The sequence below is a fragment of the Priestia aryabhattai B8W22 genome (assembly GCF_000956595.1).
Lineage (GTDB): Bacteria > Bacillota > Bacilli > Bacillales > Bacillaceae_H > Priestia > Priestia aryabhattai.
Genome location: NZ_JYOO01000042.1, coordinates 18,871 through 39,778, shown reverse-complemented (window position 1 = coordinate 39,778; position 20,908 = coordinate 18,871). Strand labels below are relative to the sequence as shown.

The 20,908-nt window shown below is 37.6% G+C and carries 19 protein-coding genes; 15 read left to right on the top strand and 4 right to left on the bottom strand.

What is annotated here, in order from left to right:
• Window positions 1-81: 81 nt before the first annotated feature.
• The 5 genes from N178_RS23055 (at window position 82) to N178_RS23035 (ending at window position 6,854) form a co-directional block, all read left to right on the top strand.
• On the top strand, window positions 82-927 hold the full coding sequence (locus N178_RS23055) for an SH3 domain-containing protein (protein ID WP_237758592.1): 846 nt from the start codon (window positions 82-84) through the stop codon (window positions 925-927).
• A gap of 160 nt (window positions 928-1,087) precedes the next feature.
• Entirely contained in the window at window positions 1,088-2,980 is a 1,893-nt protein-coding gene (locus tag N178_RS23050) for a PTS mannitol transporter subunit IICBA (RefSeq protein ID WP_045295147.1), read from the top strand.
• Window positions 2,981-3,040: 60 nt separating this feature from the next.
• On the top strand, window positions 3,041-5,131 hold the full coding sequence (locus tag N178_RS23045) for a BglG family transcription antiterminator (protein ID WP_045295145.1): 2,091 nt from the start codon (window positions 3,041-3,043) through the stop codon (window positions 5,129-5,131).
• A 5-nt stretch (window positions 5,132-5,136) separates the two neighbouring features.
• Complete coding sequence (locus N178_RS23040) at window positions 5,137-6,279, top strand: mannitol-1-phosphate 5-dehydrogenase (RefSeq protein WP_045295144.1); 1,143 nt, start codon at window positions 5,137-5,139, stop codon at window positions 6,277-6,279.
• Between the two features lie 89 nt (window positions 6,280-6,368).
• The gene (locus tag N178_RS23035; protein WP_045295142.1) at window positions 6,369-6,854 is read left to right on the top strand and encodes a VOC family protein; all 486 of its coding nucleotides are present in this window, start codon (window positions 6,369-6,371) and stop codon (window positions 6,852-6,854) included.
• 37 nt (window positions 6,855-6,891) lie between these two features.
• Here the strand turns inward: N178_RS23035 and N178_RS23030 are convergent, their stop codons facing one another.
• Entirely contained in the window at window positions 6,892-7,428 is a 537-nt protein-coding gene (locus N178_RS23030) for a L,D-transpeptidase (RefSeq protein ID WP_045295140.1), read from the bottom strand.
• Window positions 7,429-7,705: 277 nt separating this feature from the next.
• Between N178_RS23030 and mscL the strand changes: the two genes are divergently transcribed.
• The 10 genes from mscL (at window position 7,706) to N178_RS22980 (ending at window position 18,284) form a co-directional block, all read left to right on the top strand.
• On the top strand, window positions 7,706-8,101 hold the full coding sequence (mscL, locus tag N178_RS23025; protein ID WP_028411898.1) for a large conductance mechanosensitive channel protein MscL: 396 nt from the start codon (window positions 7,706-7,708) through the stop codon (window positions 8,099-8,101).
• 194 nt (window positions 8,102-8,295) lie between these two features.
• Window positions 8,296-10,365: an LTA synthase family protein gene (locus tag N178_RS23020; RefSeq protein WP_045295139.1), complete on the top strand. Its 2,070-nt coding sequence runs from the start codon at window positions 8,296-8,298 to the stop codon at window positions 10,363-10,365.
• A 195-nt stretch (window positions 10,366-10,560) separates the two neighbouring features.
• Window positions 10,561-11,103, top strand: coding sequence for a helix-turn-helix domain-containing protein (locus N178_RS23015; protein ID WP_013054985.1), 543 nt, complete (start codon window positions 10,561-10,563; stop codon window positions 11,101-11,103).
• Window positions 11,104-11,123: 20 nt separating this feature from the next.
• Window positions 11,124-12,233 (top strand): ABC transporter ATP-binding protein, encoded by a 1,110-nt coding sequence (locus N178_RS23010; RefSeq protein ID WP_045295137.1) that lies wholly within the window; start codon window positions 11,124-11,126, stop codon window positions 12,231-12,233.
• Complete coding sequence (locus tag N178_RS23005) at window positions 12,223-13,023, top strand: ABC transporter permease (protein WP_045295135.1); 801 nt, start codon at window positions 12,223-12,225, stop codon at window positions 13,021-13,023. Before N178_RS23010 ends, N178_RS23005 begins: the two co-directional genes overlap by 11 nt.
• 1 nt (window position 13,024) lies before the next feature.
• Window positions 13,025-13,831 carry an ABC transporter permease gene (locus N178_RS23000; protein WP_013054988.1) on the top strand — a complete coding sequence of 269 codons (807 nt, stop codon included), beginning with the start codon at window positions 13,025-13,027 and terminating at the stop codon, window positions 13,829-13,831.
• Window positions 13,828-14,901, top strand: a complete 1,074-nt coding sequence (locus N178_RS22995) for an ABC transporter substrate-binding protein (RefSeq protein ID WP_045295133.1) — start codon at window positions 13,828-13,830, stop codon at window positions 14,899-14,901. The genes N178_RS23000 and N178_RS22995 overlap by 4 nt, the downstream gene beginning before the upstream one ends.
• Window positions 14,902-15,120: 219 nt before the next feature.
• Window positions 15,121-16,233 carry an acyltransferase gene (locus N178_RS22990; protein WP_045295131.1) on the top strand — a complete coding sequence of 371 codons (1,113 nt, stop codon included), beginning with the start codon at window positions 15,121-15,123 and terminating at the stop codon, window positions 16,231-16,233.
• 145 nt (window positions 16,234-16,378) lie between these two features.
• Window positions 16,379-17,056 (top strand): response regulator transcription factor, encoded by a 678-nt coding sequence (locus N178_RS22985; RefSeq protein ID WP_045295129.1) that lies wholly within the window; start codon window positions 16,379-16,381, stop codon window positions 17,054-17,056.
• Window positions 17,049-18,284, top strand: coding sequence for a sensor histidine kinase (locus N178_RS22980; RefSeq protein WP_045295127.1), 1,236 nt, complete (start codon window positions 17,049-17,051; stop codon window positions 18,282-18,284). The genes N178_RS22985 and N178_RS22980 overlap by 8 nt, the downstream gene beginning before the upstream one ends.
• A 16-nt stretch (window positions 18,285-18,300) precedes the next feature.
• Here the strand turns inward: N178_RS22980 and N178_RS22975 are convergent, their stop codons facing one another.
• From N178_RS22975 to N178_RS22965, 3 genes are read right to left on the bottom strand one after another with little or no spacing between them, the layout of a single operon-like run.
• Window positions 18,301-19,188 (bottom strand): RnfABCDGE type electron transport complex subunit D, encoded by an 888-nt coding sequence (locus tag N178_RS22975; RefSeq protein WP_045295125.1) that lies wholly within the window; start codon window positions 19,186-19,188, stop codon window positions 18,301-18,303.
• A gap of 7 nt (window positions 19,189-19,195) precedes the next feature.
• Window positions 19,196-20,104, bottom strand: coding sequence for an FAD:protein FMN transferase (locus N178_RS22970; RefSeq protein WP_045295123.1), 909 nt, complete (start codon window positions 20,102-20,104; stop codon window positions 19,196-19,198).
• Window positions 20,105-20,115: 11 nt separating this feature from the next.
• Entirely contained in the window at window positions 20,116-20,628 is a 513-nt protein-coding gene (locus N178_RS22965; RefSeq protein ID WP_045295121.1) for an FMN-binding protein, read from the bottom strand.
• Window positions 20,629-20,908 lie beyond the last annotated feature (280 nt).

The following is a 20,908-nucleotide window of genomic DNA, read 5'->3' as shown; positions in this document are numbered from 1 at the left end:
GACAAAAGGCCAAAAGACTGTCCGTGGTGAGCAAAAGACGGAGGCTGGTACAAAATTAATTACAACGGCCGTACGGGCTACGTGAGCAGCGATTATGTACAGTCATCAGGAACAACAACTCCACCAGCAGAAAGCATAACGTACATAGTAACGGCAAGCAAGCTGAATGTAAGAAGCGGAGCGGGCACAAATTATGCATCTATAGGAAGTGTGACAAAAGGTCAGAAGCTGTCCGTGGTGAGTAAAAGCGGAAGCTGGTACAAAATTAATTACAACGGCCGCACGGGCTATGTAAGCAGTGACTATGTACAGGCTTCAGCTACAGCGTCTCTAAAGCTCGTAGTCGATTCTTTTAAAACGTTAGGTAACGCTCAGCAAGTCATCTTGGTTACAGCAGATAACTACGATACGAAGTCTGCTAAAATTCAAACGTTTGAAAAAGTTGATGGGAAATGGAAGCAAGTTTTAACCGCGAACGGTGTACTTGGACAAAAAGGATTCGCTTTATCGAAAAAAGAAGGAGATATGGAATCTCCGACAGGGAAATATACAATTGGCACAGCATTCGGACGCTATGCAAATCCTGGAACTAAGCTTCCATATCGAAAGATTACCTCAAATGATGTTTGGGTAGACGATTCAAAAAGCTCTCTATATAATACGTGGCAGCAAAAGCCGGCTAATGGCCGCTGGGCGAGCGCTGAGAATATGGACATTCCCGCTTACGATTATGGGTTTGTCATTAATTATAATGAATCTAGAACGCCAGGAAAGGGAAGTGCAATCTTCTTCCATGTAGGAACAAATTACACAGCAGGATGTACAGCTACTTCTAAGGAACAAGTTGTCTCTATATTAAAATGGTTAAATCCAGAGAAAAATCCAGTTATTATTCAATCTCCTGTAAGTGAATTAGATAAATATTAAGTTAAAAAGCAGCTGAATTTTTACAATTCAGCTGTTTTTTTATGTAATTAAAAGCTTTGTCTGTCTGTGGTACGACAAAGTTAGTTTTCCTATTCATTGAATGAAAGCGTTTAATCTCTTACGATTAAAGTATCATCACGTAGAGAAAGGAAGAGAGCAAATGGCTCAATCTAATATAAAAGTAGCTGTACAAAAGTTTGGGAACTTTCTAAGTTCAATGGTTATGCCAAATATCGGAGCATTTATTGCATGGGGACTTATTACTGCTTTATTTATTCCAACAGGCTTTTTTCCAAATGAAAGCCTTACCAAACTAGTTGATCCAATGGTCAAGTATTTGCTGCCGCTGCTAATCGGCTATACAGGAGGAAAGCTTGTACACGATCAGCGCGGAGGCGTTGTAGGTGCTATCGCAACCATGGGGGTCATTGTTGGATCTGATATTCCAATGTTTCTTGGCGCTATGATTATGGGGCCGCTTGGCGGTTATATCATCAAGAAGTTTGATCAGTTTATTGAAGGTAAAGTCAAAACAGGATTCGAGATGTTAATTAATAATTTCTCAGCAGGTATTCTTGGAGGCATTCTAGCAATTCTAGCCTTTTTAGGCGTTAGTCCAGCGGTGGACGGATTTACAGGTGCGCTTGTAGTTGGTGTAGATTGGATGGTCGCGCATGGCCTTCTTCCTCTTACAAGTATTCTAATTGAGCCCGCTAAAATTTTATTCTTAAACAATGCTATTAATCACGGTATCTTATCTCCAATCGGAGCAGAACAAATTCGAACAAATGGACAGTCCATTCTATTGTTATTAGAAACAAATCCTGGTCCGGGGTTAGGAATTCTGTTAGCGTATTGCTTCTTTGGAAAAGGAACAGCAAAACAGTCAGCTCCGGGAGCAGCTATCATTCATTTTATTGGTGGAATTCACGAAATTTACTTCCCTTACGTTTTAATGCGTCCGCTTCTAATCATTGCGGCTATTTTAGGAGGAATGAGCGGCGTATTTACCTTTGTTCTTTTAGGAGGAGGCTTACAGGCGGTTGCTTCACCAGGAAGTATTTTGGCCATTTTAGCTGCTACACCAGGCAATGCAGGCAGCTATGTTGCAAATATCTCAGGTGTTCTCGTTGCAGCCATCGTATCGTTTATTGTAGGTTCATTAATTTTAAAAACAGGCAAGCAAACAGAAGATTTAGACGAAGCAGCTCGCAAAATGCAAGAGATGAAGGGCAAGAAGAGCTCTGTAGCAGGAAGCTTTACAAAACAGCAAGGAGAAGTACCAGCAAGCGTTCAAAAAATTGTTTTTGCCTGTGACGCAGGTATGGGATCGAGTGCAATGGGTGCCTCTCTTCTTCGCAAGAAAGTTAAACAAGCAGATTTAAATATTTCGGTGACAAATACAGCAATCAGTAATATTCCAAGTGATGCTCAAATCGTTATTACACAGGAAGAGCTAACGCCAAGAGCTCAAAACAAAGTTCCAGATGCGTATCATATCTCGGTTGATAATTTTCTATCTAGTCCGGAATATGACAAACTAATTGATCAACTAAAAAATGATCATACTACTTCTAAAGCGGAAGAAGAAAAGAAAGTAGCTGCAGAAAATAATACAGATAGTAATGATGGTTTACTAAAAGAAGAAAACGTTTTCTTGAATCAGCACTTTTCTTCTAAGGAAGAAGCAATTCGATTTGCAGGAAGCGTGTTAGTAAAAGGCGGATATGTAGAAGAAAACTACGTTGAAGCGATGATTGAGCGCGACAATATGACTTCCACTTATATGGGAAATGACGTGGCAATTCCGCACGGTACGGAAGAAGCGAAAAAGAACGTTTTAAGATCGGGTTTTACAGTGATCCAAGTGCCAGAAGGCGTTGATTTTGATGGTGAGAAAGTTCGTTTGATTTTTGGGATTGCTGGAAAAGACGGGACCCATTTAGAAATTTTATCTGGTATCGCGATTACGTGTTCCGATATGGACAATATTGAAAAGATGGTTCATGCCAAATCAGCTAAAGAATTAATGACTATTATTCAAAGTAACTAACGGGATAGAAAGGCATGAAGATGCCTTTTTATCTTTTGTTTATAAATAAGAAAAGAGTTGATGTTCTTGTTTATTACTTCAAGAGAAAAATCAATCATTGAGTTAATTATTAAAACGGCAGGGAAGCATACAGCCCTTACACTTGCTACTTTTTTGAACGTAAGTGTAAGAACCGTTCACCGAGATTTGAAAGCAATTGAATCAATACTTAAAAAATTTAATTTGAAGCTGATTCGTACACAAGATGAAGGGCTAATGATTGAAGGTAAAAATGAACAAATTTTTCGTCTTATCCAAGAGCTGATGAAGATTAAAACGACGGATCAGTCTCCACAGGAAAGAAAATTAATTCTTTTAATTCTTCTTCTAGAAGAAGGAGATTCCTTTAAATTGCAAACGCTGGCTAAAGACTTAGGAGTAAGTATCACTACACTCACTGCTTATTTAGATGAACTCACGGAGTGGTTAAACACATTTGACGTTTTCCTTCATCGAAGAAGAGGGGTGGGAGTAGAGGTTCAGGCTACCGAAGCCAATAAACGAAACGCATTAGCCAATTATTTTCTTTTTCACTTTAATGAAGAGTTAATTGAGTGCTTGTTTTTAGCAGAAAATCAGCAGCATACGGATGAAACGATTTTGCATTATTTTTATCCGAATTATTTAGCAGAAGTAGACCGAATTGTACATGAAGCGATTAATCAGCATCATTCTAAGCTGGCTGACAGCGATTATATAGGGCTCATTGTTCATATTTGCATTATGATACAGCGAACGAAAAAGCAAATGTATCTAGAAGAAGACGGCGGCCAAACGGAAGAGCTGGCGAGTGAAATGTTCTTAATGAAGGATATTTGCCGTGAAATTGAACGGGTATTTTCTCTTTCTTTTACAGAAAAAGATATTCATTTCTTAGCAGTACGGCTGCGTGCAGCAAAGTTCCAAACTACAAGAGACGTATATTACGACAGCGTAGTGGTTGGGCAGATTATCAAGAATATGATTGCTCATGTTTCTGTTCAGCTTAACACCGACTTAACCGGTGATTTTTCCCTTTACCAAGGGCTGCTTGCTCATATGGAACCAGCCATCTTTCGCCTCAAGCAGAAAATGGAGCTTTTTAATCCGTTAACAGAAGAGATTAAGAAAAAGTACCCTGTTTTATTTATGGCTGTAAGAAACAGTATCGATCAAGAGCTGCCGGATTTAGTTTTTCCAGATGATGAAGTGGCATATCTTGTTTTGCATTTTGGTTCAACGCTAGTGCTAAAAGAAGAAGTCATGGAAATTCAGGCACTGATTGTCTGTCCAACTGGAATCGGCACCTCAAAAATGTTAGCTAGCCGTATTCGTAAAGAGATTCCGGAGATTAATTCAGTTGTCATTAAATCGGTAAAAGAAATCAAAGAAGCTGCGCTTGAAGGGTATGACGTAGTGATTTCAACGGTAAGACTTCCTTTTTTAAATGTAGATTACATTTTAGTCAATCCACTCTTAACCGAAGAGGATATTCAGTCCGTTCAGAATTTTTTACAGAAAAACATTCAAAAGTTAACCAAGGATAAGGACTATCGCTCGTTCCAATATAAAAATAAGACTGTTTCTAAAGAAAAACCGTCTTTTGAGGAAACGATGAAGCAAATTAAGGATGTGCATGGAAGTATCGAATCAATTCTTCAAAACCTTAGAATGTATCGATTTTCGGATGCAGTGAGTCAAGATCAAGTGATTTCGCACGTAGTACACGCCGCTGAAAAAGAGCGTTTAATAACCAATGCCAACTGCGTTATTGATCAGCTTAAGGAACGAGAAAACAAAGGCGGTTTAGGAATTCCGCAAACGAGTATGGCACTGTTCCATTGCCGTGAACATCACGTGAAAGAGCTGATCTTTCAAATTTCACATTTAGAACAGCCTTGCACAGTTAAAGGTATGGACGGAACGAACATGCAGGCGCGTAACCTTCTATTAATGCTCGCACCTGAAGAGCTAAGTGAAGCACAGCAAGAAATTTTAAGTTTAATTAGTACAAGTTTAATTGAAGATCATGAAGCAATGATGATTTTTTCGTCCTCGAACGAAGAGATAATTCGCAAAAGGCTAGAAGATACGTTTCATGAGTACCTTCGAAATAATTTGATAAAGGAATGATTTTTGTGAAACAAGCAGTTCATTTTGGAGCAGGTAATATCGGGCGAGGATTTATTGGAGCATTGTTTTCTCAAAGCAACTATCACGTTACATTCGTAGATATTGCGGAAAAGATTATTAATCAGTTAAACACAGATGAAGGGTATAACGTAATAACAGCCGCAGAGCACCCCGAGACATTAGCTGTTCAAAACGTATCTGGTTTAAATAATCTTACACAAGAACAAGCAGTCATTAAAGCGATTAAAGAAGCAACGTACATTACGACGGCGATTGGACCGAACGTTCTGCCGCGAATTGCTCCTTTAATTGCTAAAGGTTTGGCTGAGCGTGTGAAAGCAAGCGACGAAAATGTATATATTATTGCATGTGAAAATCAAATCTCTGCGACAGATTTATTAAAAGGCTATATTTTTGATGCGCTGGATGAAGAGACAAAAGCTCATATGGTAAATAAGGTCTTTTTCTTCAATTCAGCTGTAGATCGTATCGTACCTATTCAACACAACCAAGGTTCGCTTGACGTTTTAGTAGAATCCTATTATGAATGGGTAGTAGAGGCACCTGAAGATATTCCTTTTGTAGAAGGAATGAAGATTGTGCCTGACCTTGCTCCTTTTATTGAAAGAAAGTTATTTACAGTAAATACAGGACATGCGGTGATTGCATATTTTGGTTATTTAAAAGGAAAAGAAACGATTGATCAAACGTTAAGAGATTCAGATATTTACGAACAAGTACAGCAAACGCTACGAGAAACAGGAGACTATCTAATTAAGAGATATGCTTTAGATAGAGAGGAACACGAAGCCTACATCGTAAAAATTATTGAGCGCTTTAAGAATCCTCATCTAAATGATTCAGTTAAACGTGTAGGAAGAGCGCCAATTCGCAAGCTTGGGCCTCAGGATCGTTTGATTCGTCCAGCGCTAGAAGCAAAAAAAGCGGGCCTTTCTTATACCCACTTAGCGAAGGCTATTGCCGCTGCGCTTTTATTTGACCCGCAAGAAGATAAAGAGGCTATGAAGCTTCAAGCGAATATTCATGAGTATGGTATTGAGTATGTATTAAAAGAGGTTAGTGGGTTAGAGGCAAGTAATGATTTAACAAAAGAAATCATTGCTCAATACAATGCTTTAAAATCGTGAATAAATTTGGTGCGTGTAAACAGTCCATTTTAAATGGGCTGTTTTTCTTTTTGTAGAAAGGGAATGTTTGTGTATAGGAGGATGATAAAATGGTAGCTATTACTCACGTTGGATTAGCTGTACCTGATGTAGAAAAAGCCGTGCAGTGGTATGAGCAAGTTTTAGGATTCAAGAGAATTGCTGGTCCCTATACGTTTAATGCGGAGGAAGAACAAGCTGAAAATATGACTCAAGATTTACTGGGATCTCATATCAAAAAAATGAAAAATGCTCACATGACAGCTGACAACCAGGTAGGCATTGAACTATTTGAATTTAATAAGCCGCAAATGCCTCTTGTATTAAAAGACAGCGATGAGCAGTATCAAAGTTATTTTCACATGTGTTTAATAGCCGATGACGTGGAAAAGTTAGCGGATAAAATCGAACAATCAGGAGGTAAAAAGCGCAGCCAAGTATGGAATACAAGACCTGGAAAACCTTATTACTTAATTTATTGTGAAGATCCGTTTGGGAATATTATTGAGCTATATTCACACAGTACGGAGCTCATGTATGGGAATAGAGAAGAATAAAAGCTTATCCAGATTTCTTGGATAAGCTTTTATTTTTTCATAGCTGTCCGTAGCCGTATACTTTTGCCAGTTCTTCAAAGGTTTTTGATGAATACGTAATAGTTACAGATGTTCCTACCGCCACTTTACTGAATAATTCTTCGACATCCGCATTATGCATTCGTACGCAGCCGTGGCTTACATATTTGCCGATGCTATCTTCTGAGTTATTCCCATGAATAGCGTATGTGTCGCCGGTTGTTCCGTTTGCATTAAGCCCTAGCCAGCGGGAGCCAAGAGGGTTATTAGGAGCGCCTCCTGCAATGTGCCCTGTATAGTAAGGACGATTTTTAATTTTATTAACAACCTTAAAAAAGCCTACCGGCGTATCGCTCCACGTTTTTCCCGTAGCTACTGAATACGTCTTTTCTAACTTTCCATTATGAAAATAAGCAAGCTGATTTGTTTTTTTATTAATAATAATTAAATCTTTATTTGCTGTGTTTTCACTTGCCTCCGCCGTGCCTGCTGTATAAGAAATACTGATAATAGCTGCGAGACACAAAGCCGCTGCTCGCAGTAGAATTTTTCTCACGTTCTAGCCATCTCCTCTATTGTTCGTTCACATATTTGATGAATTACATGCTATTAGTGTATAAAAGAAAAATGGACTGAATATGAACCTTTCCTGAATGAAAACTGAAAGTGCGTTTTTACACGCGAATATAAAGTGAAAATCTGGGCAGAAATACAACTAAAGGTCTGGTACATATCTCATGAAAAAGAGAAAAATGAAAATGCACCTTGTCTGTTTAATTTAGGATGTATTATCATGAAAGTTTGAAATGAAGGGCAGGAGGTGGAATAAACAGATGCTTAAAGAATTTAAAGAGTTTGCTTTGCGAGGAAATGTATTAGATTTAGCTGTCGGTGTTATTATTGGAGCTGCATTTGGAAAAATTGTCACGTCTCTTGTAAATGATATTATTATGCCGCTGATTGGTTTGTTGTTAGCAGGGATAGACTTTAAAGATTTATCCTTTACGGTTGGAGATGCTACGGTATTATATGGATCTTTTATTCAAACAATTGTTGATTTCTTAATTGTTGCATTCTCGATTTTTTTATTTATTCGTTTCTTTAATCGTTTTAAGAGAAAAGAAGAAGAGAAAGTAGAGGAAGAAGTGGCTGTTCTGTCAAAAGAAGAAGAGATCTTAACAGAAATTCGTGATCTGCTAAAAGCAGAAGCAGTGAAAGAGCGTTCATAACAGCAATTTTTACATACGTATAAAACGGCTAAGAGGCCCGTCTTTTCATAAGAAAAGCGGGCTTTTTTTTGTGAAATTTCTCGGGAAATGTTATTGATGTGATTTTGGGGAAATTAGGCGTGAAGGCGAGAGAGATAGGAATGTTAAAATCATATTAAAAGTGTTAAGATATTGTAAATAGGAGGCTTAAGGTTATGTTTAAACATTTGTATCGTTCTTTGCCAATGCTGGCAGCGTATGGGCTGCTTAGCGTTTTTTTATACAGTGTTGTTATGCTTAATATATCAAATGACACAAAGATATTGTTTGACTGGGCCCAAATCCATACAGCTGGGTTCGTCGTATTAATAGGGGGATGCTCACTTGTCTTATGGGCGCTCACTTTCTATTTGCTGCTTCGATTTAATCAGATAGAGAGAATACAAGGTTCGCAGTGGTACGCCATTTTTACGGCAATTGTGTTTTCAATTACGGTAGCAGCCGTTTCTGCTATGGTTTTTGTTATCTATCATATTGATATACATAATCCAGGCAAAACAATAGAGTGGATGCAAGCATATCCCGAACGCTATCTTTTTACCGTATTTTTACTTTCGCTGTTAACACTAGCGATCATTATGCTAGTAGGGGAAGCTTATTTAGGGGCTGGAATTACCTTTGTTCTGTATTTTATTTTAGCTCTTGTAAACTATTATAAAAAAATCTTTCGAAATGAACCATTGTTCCCGAACGATTTTATTCAAGCGAGTCAGTTAAAAGAAGTTATTCCGATGATTAAAGATTCGATTTCAATTCCCATTGTAATAGGAGTTATTGGATCTATTGTCGTACTAATCGCTCTTTGGTTTTTCTTGCCGAAAATTAAAATTCGATGGTTTCTTCGAATTATTATGATTCTGCCGCTTATCTTTTTAATGAAATCATTTTTATTCTTTGAACACTCGTTTGCTCAAAAATATTATGATCAATATGCTGCGCTGATGCCTTGGAATCAGCAAAATAATTATTACTATAATGGACCTGTTATTGGCATGATTTCAAATGTTAAAACAGATGTGCTGCAAGAGCCGGATGACTACTCACAGGAAGTAATGGCCAAAGTGGCAAAACGCATTCAGTCAAAGGAAGAGAAAACACAAGAAAGCAGGACTGAAGTCAAGCCAAACGTTGTGTTTGTAATGAATGAAACGTTTTGGGACCCAACAAAGCTTAACGTGACGTTCTCTGAAGATCCAATGAAAAATACAAGGGAGCTTCAAAAGAAATATCCTTCTGGGTGGTCTTTAAGTCCTTCATTTGGCGGAGAGACAGCTAATGTGGAGTTTGAAGCGCTGACGAGCTACTCTTTGTCCTTCTTTAATCCTGGAGGCCTTCCTTATCAGCATGTATTGAGTAAAAAAGAATATCCGTCTTTTGTTTCTTATTTAGAAAAACAAGGCTATGCTACAACAGCTATGCATCCAAACAGCGGCATGCTTTATATGAGACAAAATGTGTATCCAAATTTGGGATTTGATCAAGTGAAGTTTATTGATCAAATGAAGCATACGCAAAAAGATAACAAAGAATTTGTTTCCGATGAAGCTGTAGTTGATGAAGTACTCGATACGCTTCGTCAGTCGAAAAAGCCTGCATTTGTGCATGCTGTAACGATTGCAAATCACCTTCCTTACTCAGCGGATAAGTATAATGGTCAGGAAACAATTAAAGTAACCGGTAAAGGGTTATCACCGGAAATGCAAAAGGAAATTGAAATTTATGCTGAAGGAATCAAACGTTCAGATGCTGCTTTAAAACGATTAAACGATGAAATTCAAAAGTTGGATGAGCCGACTATTGTAGTGTTTTGGGGAGATCATTTGCCAGCACTTGGACAAAATCTTCAAGCTTACAAAGAAACGGGTTTTGGAAACGAGAAAACGCAGCAAACATCTCAAAAATTTTATGAGACGCCGCTCTTATTTTTATCTAATTACGATACAAAAATAGATAAAAATCTTGGTACGATGAGTCCTATTTATATTGCTCCGACACTTGTTCAATCTCTTGGTTACAAAAGTAATCTGTTCTACGATCAGCTGAATCAAATGAAAACAGAAGTGCCGGCTTTTCGTTCAAATATGTATATAAACTCAAAAGGAAAGCTAGTAGATGAGCCGGCAGCGCTATCTAAAAAAGCTGCAAAAGACCTTCAAGATTACCATGAAGTTGAGTTTGATACATTATCGGGGAAACAGTACGAAACGCATAAGTTGTATAAATAAAAATAAAAACTCCTTTTAAATAAAAGGAGTTTTTATTTTTTAAGTGTTTAAGGTTGTACTAAAAAATAATTCATGTATAATATTTTAAGGTTAAAAGTAAACTTTAAGTTAAGTAAAACAAAACTTGAGTTTGAAACAGCATGAACAATCATTCATGCTGTTTGCTAATTTTAAATACAGTTGAGGATCGAGAGTATGGAAATAGGAAAGAAAATTAAAAATTTACGATTAAAAAAAGGTTTAACACAAGAAGAGCTAGGAGAACGTACTGATTTAAGCAAAGGCTATATTTCGCAGCTAGAGCGCGATTTAAGTTCGCCGTCTTTAGAAACATTTTTTAGTATTTTGGAAGTACTGGGGTGCGAACCGAAAGAATTCTTTGAAATTGATACACATGTTCAAAAGGTTGTATACAGAGAGGAAGACTACACGAGTTATTGCGAAGATGAAAAAGGTTACCATATTCAGTGGCTTGTGCATGAGTCAAATGAAAAAGAAATGGAGCCAATTCGTCTTATTCTTCATGAAAAAGGTGCATTTAAGAGATTTGAGCCTTCTCTTTCAGAAACGTTTGGCTATATTTTGCGCGGGTGTGTGAAGGTGAAGCTTGGAGGCAGAATATATGAAGCCAAACAAGGAGAAACCATCTATTTTCAAGCTTCTGAAGAGCATCAGATTTTAAATGCTCATGACGGAATAACAGAGTTAATTATTGTGGCGACAGAGTCTTATTTATAGAACAAAAGAGGTGAAGTGAAATGACATCTACGAATGCAATTATTCAATTTGAAAATGTGACCAAGCAATATGATAATGATTCAGTTGTATTGGATCATGTAAGCTTTGAAATTGAAAAAGGGAAGTTTTATACCCTCTTAGGTCCATCGGGATGTGGAAAGACAACGATTTTACGATTAATTGCAGGTTTTACGGAGGCCTCGAGCGGAACGATTTATTTTAATGGGAAAAGAATTAATGATGTTCCGGCTAACAAACGTCAGGTTAATACGGTTTTTCAAGACTACGCGCTTTTTCCGCATTTGAATGTATTTGAAAACGTAGCATTCGGTCTTCGAATCAAGAAGATGAAAAATGCTGATATTGCGATAAAAGTTAAAGAAGCCCTTCGCTTTGTTAACCTAGAAGGATATGAAAAAAGAGAAATAAAGGAAATGTCAGGCGGTCAAAGACAGCGCGTAGCCATTGCACGAGCAATTGTAAATCAGCCTGAAGTTATTTTGCTGGACGAGCCGCTTTCAGCTCTTGATCTAAAATTGCGGACGGAAATGCAATACGAGTTAAGAGAATTACAGCGCCGTCTAGGTATTACGTTCATTTTTGTTACGCACGATCAAGAAGAAGCGCTTGCGATGTCCGATGAAATCTTTGTTTTAAATAAAGGAAGAATTCAGCAGAGCGGGGAACCTACAGATATTTATGATGAGCCAATTAATCGTTTTGTTGCTGATTTTATTGGTGAATCAAATATTGTGCCAGGTAAAATGATTGCTGACTTCTTAGTGGAGTTTGGCGGCCAGCAATTTGAATGTGTCGATCAAGGGTTAAACCAAAATGAGCAGGTTGAAATTGTGATTCGACCTGAAGATTTAGCCATTACAAGCTCCGATCAAGGGAAGCTGCAGGTTCGTGTAGATTCACAGCTGTTTAGAGGAGTCCATTATGAAATTTTAGGCTATGACCATGCAGGGAACGAGTGGCTCGTTCACTCTACGAAAAAGGCAACGGTTGGCGAAGAAATTGGTTTATATTTTGAGCCTGAAGCTATTCATGTTATGCGATTTAATGAAACGGAAGAAGAATTCGATAAGCGACTCGAAGGTTATGAAGAGGATTACCATGCAAACTAAATCAAGAAATATTTATTTAGTCCCGTATGTGTTATGGATTTTGCTTTTTGTAGTTGCTCCCATTATATTAGTTGTCTATTATTCTTTTTTCAGCATTGATAATGAGCTGACGCTTGAAAACTATAAGAAATTTTTTACCCCTGTTTATTTACAGATGACGCTGAGCTCATTTTGGTATGCCTTTTTAATTACGTTATTTTCCTTGGTTTTTTCTTATCCCACAGCTTATTTACTAACAAAGCTTAAGCATAAGCAGCTTTGGCTTCTACTGATTATTTTACCGACGTGGATTAACCTATTATTAAAAGCCTATGCTTTTTTAGGTATATTTGGCACGTACGGTACGGTTAATAAATTTACTGAATTTCTGGGACTTGGCACTCATCAAATTTTATTTACTGACTTTAGTTTTGTATTTGTATCGGTGTATATTTTTATCCCCTTTATGATTTTGCCGATTTTTAACTCTTTAGAAGAACTTAATCCCTCGCTTATCTACGCTTCTCGAGACTTGGGGGCATCTTCATGGGTGACATTTAAGCGCGTGGTATTTCCGCTAACGCTAGAAGGGGTTAAATCAGGTTGTCAGGCTGTTTTTATTCCAGCACTATCACTCTTTATGATTACGCGTTTAATTGCTGGAAACCGCGTTATTACACTGGGAACGGCGATTGAACAACATTTTTTAGTGACGCAGGATTGGGGCATGGGAGCCACAATTGCCGTCTTTTTAATTATTGCGATGGCCGTTATGATGCTCATAACAGGCACTGGAAAGAGAGGTGTGTAAAATGAAGAGAAAGTGGAAGTTCAGCCACCTTTATTTATTTTTTGTATTTTTCATTTTATACGCGCCCATTTTCTATTTAATGTATTACTCTTTTAACAGCGGAGGAAACATGCGAGAATTTGAAGGGTTTACGTTAGATTGGTACAAAGAAGTGTTTCAAGACACACGTTTGCTCATTATTGTCTTAAATACCTTAATTATTGCTCTATTGTCTTCGGTTATTTCAACGATTATTGGCGTGATAGGAGCACTTGCTATCGTATACGTGAAGCGCAGACGTGTTCAAAACACGCTGTTAACATTTAATAATGTGTTAATTGTGAGTCCAGATGTTATTATTGGCGCATCTTTTTTAATTCTATTTACCATTATCGGTGTAAAGCTCGGGTTTATATCGGTATTATTAGCGCATATTGCATTCAGTGTACCGATTGTGGTCATCATGGTTCTGCCTAAGCTGCAGGAAATGAGTCCGACACTGCTCGATGCAGCCCGTGATTTGGGCGCAAGCCGCTTTGAAGTACTTTCGAAAGTGGTATTGCCATTTATTCGTCCGGGTATCTTTGCAGGCTTTTTTATGGCTTTAACTTACTCTTTGGATGACTTTGCGGTTACGTTCTTTGTGACCGGGAACGGTTTTTCTACGCTTTCAGTAGAAATTTATTCGTTAGCAAGAAGAGGGGTATCGCTGAAAATCAATGCTCTTTCTACTCTTATTTTCATGTTTACCGTGCTGATTGTAATTGGTTATTACTTTATCAGTCAGCGATATAGCAATAAAGTGAAAGGGGTGGCGACTGGAAAATGAAGCAATTAGCAAAGCCGTTTATCTTCATCGTCATCCTTTCTTTCGTTCTTATGTATGTGGTTCATCATTTGAACAATGCCGAAGGTTACTCGGGAGGAGATACGCTGACCGTCTATAATTGGGGAGATTATATTGATCCTGACTTAGTGAAACAGTTTGAAAAAGATACCGGAATTAAAGTCATTTATCAGACCTTCGATTCGAATGAAGCAATGATGACCAAAATTGAACAAGGCGGTACGACTTTTGATATTGCCGTGCCTTCTGAATATGCGATTAGCAAGATGCGTGAAGACAATTTACTGTTGCCAATTGATCATTCGAAGCTGCCTAATTTAAAATACATTAATCCGCGTTTTTTAGACTTATCTTTTGATCCTGACAATAAGTACTCTATTCCTTATTTTTGGGGAACTGTAGGTATTGTTTATAACTCTGATATGATTCATGGTAAGAAGATAAAGAGTTGGAATGATTTATGGGATCCTAAGCTAAAAAATCAAATTTTACTTGCAGATGGCGCTAGAGAAGTGATGGGAATGGGGCTAAACAGCTTAAATTATTCATTAAATGACACGAATAAAGCTCATCTTCAAGAAGCAAAAAGAAAGCTTGATACATTAACACCAAATGTCAAAGCCATTGTAGGAGACGAGATTAAGATGCTCCTAGCAAATGAAGAAGCGGCAGTTGGCGTTGTTTGGTCTGGTGATGCTTCTGAAATTATGAGTGAAAACGATAAGCTGAATTACGTTGTTCCAGAAGAAGGTTCGAATTTATGGTTTGATAACATGGTTATTCCAAAAACGGCTAAAAACGTAGAAGGCGCACATAAATTCATGAATTTTATGCTAGATCCTAAACACGCTGCTCAAAATGCAGAATATGTAGGATATTCTACGCCTAATAAAAAAGCGTTAGATTATTTGCCGAAAGAAGTAGCGGAAGATGAACGTTTTTATCCAGAGGAAGAACTAACAAAAAAGCTTGAAGTATATAATAACTTAGGCAAACGAATGCTTGCTTATTACAACGAATTATTTTTAGAATTTAAAATGCACCGTAAATAAAAGGGATTTAATTAGGTCTTTGTATTTAAGTTCTTTATTGTTTTTGTAAATTCAGTTGCGTCATAGCAAGAGGAAAGATAAAATACAAACGAGTAAAGCTAATAACATTTATTTTATGTTATTAGCTTTTTTATTTGTAAAAACGGGAAAGATAAGAAAAAATTGAATGTTCTATTATTCATCTAGAATTTATATTTCACATGATATAGGAGAGAAAAAGTGAAGCAAAAACAAAAGCAGCATATTCAATCCATTTATTTTTTACGCTTATTCGCTATGATGATGGTTGTGCTCGTACACGTAACAGCGGCATATGCAACGGTACTGCCATTTGCAAGCGAAGCTTATCAGAAATATCATTTTCTTAATCGAATTGTTCGAATTGAAGCAGGCATCTTTATTGTGATCACAGGTTTGGTTTTCTTTTATAGTTATATTAACAAGCCGTTAACAAAGACTTTATGGAAAACGTATTATGCTCGAAGAGTGACATATATTTTGGTTCCCTATGTTATTTGGGCACTTATTTATGAATTTTATTCGTATTATGTGGGAGCAACAGAATTAAATGCAGCTGACATTGCAAGGCGTATTTTACGCGGAGAGTCTTACTATCAGCTTCATTTTATCTTTTTAATTGTACAAGTGTATCTTGTGCTGCCGGTTTTTGTGTGGCTAGCACAAAAAGTAACCATTTTTAAAAAATACATGTGGCTGTTTGGTATTATCATTCAGCTTGGTTATTTAATGCTTAACAATACGTATCATATCACTTCATTTAATTTATTTTTAAATACGATGGCTACGTTTTTACTCGGCGGTTGGATTGGTATTTATTATCGCGAACAAGTGGATAAAAAGTATAGTCGTTCAAATATTGTATTATTTCTGGTGACGCTCGGATCGGGAATAGCTATTTCACTGTTAAATTATCACTTATACACAATGAAGACAATTCAAATTTCAGGCTTTACGTATGAGGCTGTTAATACAATTTATTTGGTCGTGGGAAGTTATTTCTTTTTCCGAATTGCAGAGATATTAGCTGAAAAGCTTTCTGTGAAGTCCGTGACGGTTGTTAAAAATATTGCCATGTACTCTTTTGGATTTTACTTGATTCATCCAATGGTTTTAAACTTTGTGGCAAAAGCAGTACCAATACAAGGCAATTACATGTTTCACTTTGAAATCTTGGCACGCTATATTTTAACATTAGCAGGCTGTTACCTAATTATCTGGGGATGTCATCGTCTTTTACCGTTTGCTAGCTTTTTGTTTGGTAAACTGCCAAAAGAAGCGGTGTTCATTTACCGACGTCCTGATCATAAATAGCGTTTAGTTAAAAGTTATGTCTGCTTGCAGACATAACTTTTTTTATAAAGTATAAGAGATGATAACGCGCTAGTTTTAAAATATTTTTAAAAGTGACATGCTAAGATAATGATTATTGAGGTAAGCACAAAAGGGGGAATTTGATATGCGTGTACTTGTAGTAGAAGATGATGCTTCATTATTACACGGTATCGTAGAAGGCTTAAAAGAAGAAGGATATGAAGTTGATTGTGCTTCTGAAGGAGATGAAGGTTTGTTTTTAGCAGAGCAGAATATTTATGATGCCTTAATTTTAGATATTATGCTGCCTGGTATGACAGGGCTTGACATACTAAAAAAGCTAAGGAAACAAAAGGTACTGACGAAAGTTATTTTTCTCACCGCAAAAGATAGTGTAGAAGATCGAGTGAAAGGACTCGATTATGGAGCCGATGATTATTTGGTTAAGCCTTTTGCCATGGCTGAACTTTTTGCGAGGTTAAGGGTAATGCTCAGAGACTTGCAGGCAGAAGAAGGGATGATTTCATATGGTCCCATTTCTATACGAGAAGCCAATCATGAAGTTATGATAAATGGGAGTGCCCTAACGTTAACGATTAAAGAATTTCAGCTTTTAGAATATTTTATTCGAAATAAAGAACAAATCCTTATTCGAGATCAAATTTTTAATCGGGTATGGGGATTTACATCTGATGTAGGAGTGGGCGTAGTAGACGTCTATGTTCACCATTTAAGAAAGAAGCTTCAGCCTTTTAATTGTGACAATTATGTACGTACAGTCAGAGGCGTAGGCTTTATGTTAAAAGGGGAAGAGCATGTTTAAAAAAACGAGAATCAGGCTTGTGTTATTTAACACAATGGTGCTGATGGTTATTTTGAGCATTTTTAGTGTAGTTTTGTATTTTTACATGCAGCATCTTATTTTTTTAAACCCGGACAATCGGCTAAGTGAGATGAGCGAGCAGGTTAAAAAAAGAAACTTACATGAGATCCAAGAAAACAATGAGAGAGAAACAGAACGGCGCGTTGCGTTTTTACTTTGGAGCAGTGATAAAAAACTAATCAAAATTACACCTAAAAAAGGGTTATATACAAACGATATTGACGACTTTAAGCCTGCACTCTCAGAAGGAAAAATCCAAACGTCGCAAGAAGTAAACGGTCATGCTTATCGAGTGATGAATGTGAAAAACGAAGGATATATAAAAGATCAAAACGTTTCAACAATTCAACTTGTCTTAAACGTAGATCCAGAAACTCAAACCTTAGAGCACCTTGCTTTTCTTCTTATCATTTCAGCTTTTATTGGACTGCTTCTTTCGCTTGTAGCTGGCTTGTTTTTAGCCAATCGAGCGCTTGTACCTATCCAAAAGTCTTGGAACAAACAAGTCGAATTTATTGCAGATGCTTCCCATGAGTTAAGGACGCCTCTTTCCGTGATGCAAACGCATCTCGAGCTATTGTTTAGACGACCAAATCATACGATTGAGCAAGAAAGCGAAAATATTTATCAAAGCTTAAACGAAGTGAAGCGGATGACGAAGCTGGTTGGCAACTTACTAACACTGGCTAGATCTGATTCAAGTGCACAGCTGCTAAACAAAACGGTCTTTAATATGGGTGAGCTGGTTGATAAAGTGGCTAATCAGTTTGATCCTATATTTGAACTAAAAGAGCTGCACTTCACAAGGGAAATTGAATCGTTAATGTGCGGAGGAGATCAAGAACGACTTCATCAGCTATGTATGATTTTATTAGACAACGCTTTTAAGTACACCCCACCTGGAGAAAGCATTCATGTTAGTCTAAAGAAACATCACCACTCTATGACGCTAATTGTCAAAGACACAGGCATTGGAATTGAAGCGAAAGATCTTCCGTATGTGTTTGATCGTTTTTATCGAAGTGATAAGAGCCGAGCCCGTGCCGAAGGAGGGTCAGGATTAGGTCTGGCGATTGCCAAATGGATTGTACAAGCTCATGACGGAGAAATTAAGGTTTTTAGTCAAAAAAACGTGGGTACGGAATTTCATGTGAAAATTCCGCTATGAAAAAAGCTGCCTGTCGTCAGGCAGCTTTTTTTGTTACTTTTTTGTTTACAGCCTTCCATGCTTTCCACGCATTAGCAATTAACAGGCCAATTAATAAATAGGCGAGACCGCCAAAAACTAAGTAATCTACGGCGCTAATTGCCCCCGCAAGCAGCCCAAATTTAATTTGGTCTTTATACTTCACAGGAGAAGTTGGCGGATCCGTCACCATAAAGAAGGCTAAAAATAAAGCAGAATTGACAAAAGGAGCTCTTAAAGCATCCGCTACATCACCTACTCCTATTAATGACATAATCGCAAAAACAGCAAAATACACGCCTAAAAACGCAAATACTTGAGGGAATTTATTTACTTTGCTTGTCACAAGGTACCCTGTCACAAACACGAATACAATGAGCCAGACGGGTAGTAAAGATAAGCTTCCCCACCAGCTTTGGCCGCTTGAAAAGACAATAAGCGAAAAGAGAAGACCAAAAGCGGCAGGGTTAAAAATAGGCTTCTTTTTTACTTTTACTAAGTGCTTGGATAAAATCGCTACAGCTACGGTGCAAAATGTGACCGAAGGCGGTGTAGATGTGCTAAGCACTAAGGCAATAATTAATCCAGTAATGATCCCGCCGTCAGGGAGCTGAATTTTCTTTTTATAAGCGAAAGAAAATCCTAAATCTAAGGCGGCCGCCGAGCATATGGCAAGCAGTAGGTGTCCTAATCCTTGAAAGGCAGAAGAGTTGAATTCACCTAATAAGGTTAAAAGCAGCAGCATAGCCATCACGTATCTTTTAGGTGTTTTAACTAGCTGCGCCCACCGACTTATTTCTTTTGGTTTGTTTTCATCTACAATAATATAACCTTTTGGTGTACTAATATATTTAACACCGCTTCTTCGTTCAGAACGTGTGGTCATAATTCATTCATTCCTCCATATCTGATGTGAAAAAAGGAGTGAAGCTAGAGTCGAAGAGTACGCCGCGTATGTCGGCATCATTCAATAAATTCACTCCTTTTTCCGCTCCTAAAATAAAAGCTGATGTAGATAATGCATCGGCCAGCATGGCAGAAGGAGCAATCGCTGTACAACTCATTAGACTGCTTCGAGTGGATGGGGATAAGGGATTAACCAAATGATGCATGGATGGTTGCGTCTTATTTTTTCTAGCATAATTTCCTGATGTGCAGACAGCCGTATCTGTTACACGTAAAGTCAGTAATGACTGCGTTTGAATCCAAGGGTGCTGAATCCCGACTTTCCATAACTCTCCGTGTTGATTGAGTCCTTTAACTAGAATGTCTCCTCCGGCATTAATCATAAAATGCTGATAAGGAAGGGAGCGGGCAGCCAGATCAATAGCTAATCCTTTGGCAACCGCTCCAAGATCTATAATCATCGGTTTTTGTAAGAGAACCGTTTTTTTATGTGTATCCAATACGATATCTTTATACCTTCCAGAATCGACTGCTTCGTCCGTTTGTATGGAATTTCCATATAAGTAATGTTCGTTAAAACCTCGGTTTTCTAATTGTTTTCCTACCGTTGGGTCAAAGATTCCATACGTTTCATTTGCTACTAAGATAGCGAAATGAAGGGCTTCAAATAATAGAGGGCTAACGGCAACAGGTTCTTTGATATGTCTAATTAGCTTCATAACTTCGCTTTTGGCATCAAATCGACTGCATGTCGTTTCAACGGTCTTAAAAATAGTAAATGCCTTTGAAATATGGTGAAGGACATTTGCTTCCTCTGATTGGGGAGCAATTACTTGAATGGACACGATTGTTCCCATAGATAAGACAGAGCGGCTATACGTTTTTATGGGCATCATTCGTTTCTCCTTTATGCATTCATTGCTTGCTGAAGTGCGTTATCCACCGCATTTTGAAAATCTTCCGTGCTAAGCGTTGCTCCGCTCACGACATCGACATCTGAGCTTTGTCTTTGTACGACTTGAGACGGAAGGTTCTCAATGTAACTTTGAGAATAGTGAGTATCCGCTTCTGTAATTTCAACTGTATCAATTCGGTCATTTTTAATGGTCACGGATACGTAGACAGTTCCGATACGGTTGCTTCCTTGGCCAGAATATGTACCATCTTTGTATTTTGTTTTAGGAGCAGAACTTTTGGTACTTGCTGATGACTGGCTTTTATTAGACGAAGCTATATCTTCTCCCCAGCTGTCATTGACAATCGGTTGATTGTCTGTCTGATGGGTCGTTTTTTTCTGATGATGAGCCGGCGTGACTTGAACAGCTTGCGCGTCAGATAGGGTGTTTATATAACCCGTTGCATAAATACTTCCAATGGCTACGCTGCATGCAGCAATCATCTTCTTTCCTATTTTACTCATGTTTGTTGAACCTCCTGATTTGTACCAGAACGATAATTTCAATTATTGATGGTTATCTTTAGCATAAATAAACTGTACAAATAAACTTTTAAAAAAGATTTAAAATCAATAAAGTTTTTTGAAAAAGCAAATGAGCTAAAGAAAAAGGTAATTCTGAATAATAAAGGTAGGCGATGGAATTTCTTTCACAAGCCTAGCTATTTTGACATACGTAATAATAGTTAATATTTCTGTTTACTATCTAAACGTGCATGATAAAATAGAAAAGATGAATATGTGT

Coding starts and splice junctions, on each gene's coding strand:
- N178_RS22970 (WP_045295123.1), bottom strand. CDS start 20,104: ATGATGCCCATAAAAACGTATAGCCGCTCTGTCTTATCTATGGGAACA.
- N178_RS23050 (WP_045295147.1), top strand. CDS start 1,088: ATGGCTCAATCTAATATAAAAGTAGCTGTACAAAAGTTTGGGAACTTT.
- N178_RS23005 (WP_045295135.1), top strand. CDS start 12,223: ATGCAAACTAAATCAAGAAATATTTATTTAGTCCCGTATGTGTTATGG.
- N178_RS23020 (WP_045295139.1), top strand. CDS start 8,296: ATGTTTAAACATTTGTATCGTTCTTTGCCAATGCTGGCAGCGTATGGG.
- N178_RS22985 (WP_045295129.1), top strand. CDS start 16,379: ATGCGTGTACTTGTAGTAGAAGATGATGCTTCATTATTACACGGTATC.
- N178_RS23045 (WP_045295145.1), top strand. CDS start 3,041: ATGTTCTTGTTTATTACTTCAAGAGAAAAATCAATCATTGAGTTAATT.
- N178_RS23035 (WP_045295142.1), top strand. CDS start 6,369: ATGGTAGCTATTACTCACGTTGGATTAGCTGTACCTGATGTAGAAAAA.
- N178_RS23000 (WP_013054988.1), top strand. CDS start 13,025: ATGAAGAGAAAGTGGAAGTTCAGCCACCTTTATTTATTTTTTGTATTT.
- N178_RS22975 (WP_045295125.1), bottom strand. CDS start 19,188: ATGACCACACGTTCTGAACGAAGAAGCGGTGTTAAATATATTAGTACA.
- N178_RS22965 (WP_045295121.1), bottom strand. CDS start 20,628: ATGAGTAAAATAGGAAAGAAGATGATTGCTGCATGCAGCGTAGCCATT.
- N178_RS23015 (WP_013054985.1), top strand. CDS start 10,561: ATGGAAATAGGAAAGAAAATTAAAAATTTACGATTAAAAAAAGGTTTA.
- N178_RS22980 (WP_045295127.1), top strand. CDS start 17,049: ATGTTTAAAAAAACGAGAATCAGGCTTGTGTTATTTAACACAATGGTG.
- N178_RS22995 (WP_045295133.1), top strand. CDS start 13,828: ATGAAGCAATTAGCAAAGCCGTTTATCTTCATCGTCATCCTTTCTTTC.
- mscL (WP_028411898.1), top strand. CDS start 7,706: ATGCTTAAAGAATTTAAAGAGTTTGCTTTGCGAGGAAATGTATTAGAT.
- N178_RS23010 (WP_045295137.1), top strand. CDS start 11,124: ATGACATCTACGAATGCAATTATTCAATTTGAAAATGTGACCAAGCAA.